This is a genomic window from Rhizobium sp. PRIMUS64 (assembly GCF_023006465.1).
Taxonomy (GTDB): Bacteria; Pseudomonadota; Alphaproteobacteria; order Rhizobiales; family Rhizobiaceae; genus Rhizobium; species Rhizobium leguminosarum.
This window is the reverse complement of sequence record NZ_JALBGX010000270.1, coordinates 1-2,311: the sequence shown is the minus strand read 5'-3', so window position 1 is coordinate 2,311 and position 2,311 is coordinate 1. Positions and strand designations below refer to the sequence as shown.

The window sequence follows — 2,311 nt, the reverse complement described above, 5'->3', positions numbered from 1 at the left end:
GCCGCGTTCCTGGTTCTGACCGCGCTCCTGGCCCTGGCCGCCACGGCGATCGCCATGCCCGCCGCGCGCCTGGCGCTGATTGTCGTTGCGGCCGCCGAGACGCCACAGAAGAACCGGCTTCGGTTCCACCGGCTCGCTGGCTTCCCCAACAGCAGGTACTGCTTCCCCAGCAGCAGGTGCTGCTTCCTCGGGAACGGACACCGCTTCCCCAGACGCTTCCACCGGAGCCGATGTCTCGATCGCTTCGACCGGAGCGGGGGTCTGGACCGCTTCGGCTACGGGCGCGTCAGCAACCGCCGGAGCCGTCTCGGCAGCAGTCTCTTCCGCCGCTCCGTCGGCATCGTCGTGATCAGCCTTTTCGGCTGTCTCTTCCGCAGGCGTTTCCGCAGTGGCAGCAGGCACTGAGGCCGCATCCTGCGTCGCAAGATGTACTGATGCCTCCTCCGCCTTCACGGCATCGGCGCGATAGCCGAGACCCTTGAGGATTTCTTCCATGTCCTCGAGCGTCGCACCGAGGATCGACAGCATCGCCGTCGTCGTCGTGAAGCGGCGGCCGTCATAGGCGCCCTCCGGACGGTTGTTTTGACCAGGCTTCCATTGCAGCAGCGGCCGGATGATATCGGCAAGCCTTTCCAGAATGTCGATGCGCACGGCACGCTTGCCGAGGAAACGGAAGCCGGCGAGCTTGTAGAACATCCGCTCGAAGCTCGGATCGGTGACGACGGAGGTGCGGCCGGCGGCAAGCACCGGAATGAGATCGCCATAACCCGCCTTGTCGAGACCGTCGTTCTTCAGCGCCCAGAGCAGCGTGATGAGCTCGGCCGGCGCCGGCTTCAGAAGTGCCGGAACGAAGATATGATAGGCGCCGAAACGCACGCCGTAACGGCGCATTGAGGCACGGGCCTCCTGGTCAAGCGACTTCACCTCCTCGGTCACGTCGCGACGGAAGAGCACCCCGAGATTCTCGACGAGCTGGAAGGCAAGCCCCTTCGCGAGACCCTGCAGGTCCTCGGCGCGCGACAGATCATCGAGCGGCTTCAGCACCGTGCTGATATGATGATTGACGAAGCGCTCGATGCGGGCGGCGACGTGATCACGGGCATTGCCCGTCAGTTGTTCGTCGGCCAGCAGGATCACGCGCGGACGCATGATGTGATCGCTGCCCGAAAGCCGCGCCACCGGGTCGCCCAGCCAACGGATCAAACCGTCCGAACCGATCACCAGATCGCTGTTGCCGGCGGCATGCATCCGGGCCGCGCGGGCTTCGAACTCGAGCCCGAGCGCCTTCTGCGACGCAGCCTGAACCGCCTTGGCATCCGGTCCGTCCGTTCCCGCCACTGGCGTGAAACGGAATCCGCTCAACTGCCCTACATGATGTCCTTCAACGAAGACATCGCCATTCACACTGATTTCAGCTTCCAGCATCGCATTCTCTCTCAGGCGCTTCATGAGCACAGATGTCCTGCGATCAACAAAGCGTTTCGTCAACCTTTCATGTAACGCGTCGGACAATCGATCTTCGATTTCCCGCGTCTTTTCCTGCCAGTGTGTCGGATCGGCAAGCCAACCGGGCCGATTCGAAACGTAGGTCCAGGTCCTTATCTGCGCGATTCGCGCCGAAAGCGTGTCAATTTCCCCATCTGTTCGATCGGAGCGATGAACCTGCTCCGCAAGAAACTGCTCGTTCACCGTGCCATAGCGGACGAGATCGGAAAAGAGGGTCGCGATAAGATCGGCATGTTGTGCTGGGGTGATACGCCGATAGTCGGGAAGCGCGCAAGCCTCCCAGAGTTTTTCGACGCGCGCCGGCCTGTCGGCGAGATCGATGACCTCGGGATAGCGCGAAAGCTGTTCCAGCGCCTGCTGGTCGACCGCAGGCAGCGCCCGCGTCAGCCCCGGTACGCGCGGTCCCACCTCAAGGCTGGCGCGCAGCGATGCGATTGAGGAGAAGTCCATCTCCGTCGTCCGCCACTGCAAAACCTTCACGTTGTCGAACTCGTGCCCCTCGATGCGCTGCACCAGCTCATCGTCGAAGGGCGAGACCTGTCCGGTGACGCCGAAGGTCCCGTCCCGCACGTGTCGCCCGGCGCGCCCGGCGACCTGGCCGAGTTCGCCAGGATTGAGATTGCGGAACTGGTAACCGTCGAATTTCCGGTCCTGGGCAAAGGCAACGTGATCGACATCGAGGTTGAGGCCCATGCCGATCGCATCGGTCGCCACCAGATACTCGACGTCGCCTGCCTGATAGAGCGCCACCTGCGCATTGCGGGTGCGCGGGCTAAGCGCGCCAAGCACGACCGCGGCGCCGCCG

The 2,311-nt window shown here is 63.6% G+C and carries 1 protein-coding gene; it reads right to left on the bottom strand.

Annotation, left to right across the window (positions count from 1 at the left end):
• The coding region (locus MOV76_RS38930) for a helicase-related protein (protein ID WP_247266570.1) at positions 1 to 2,311 on the bottom strand (2,311 nt) is incomplete at both ends.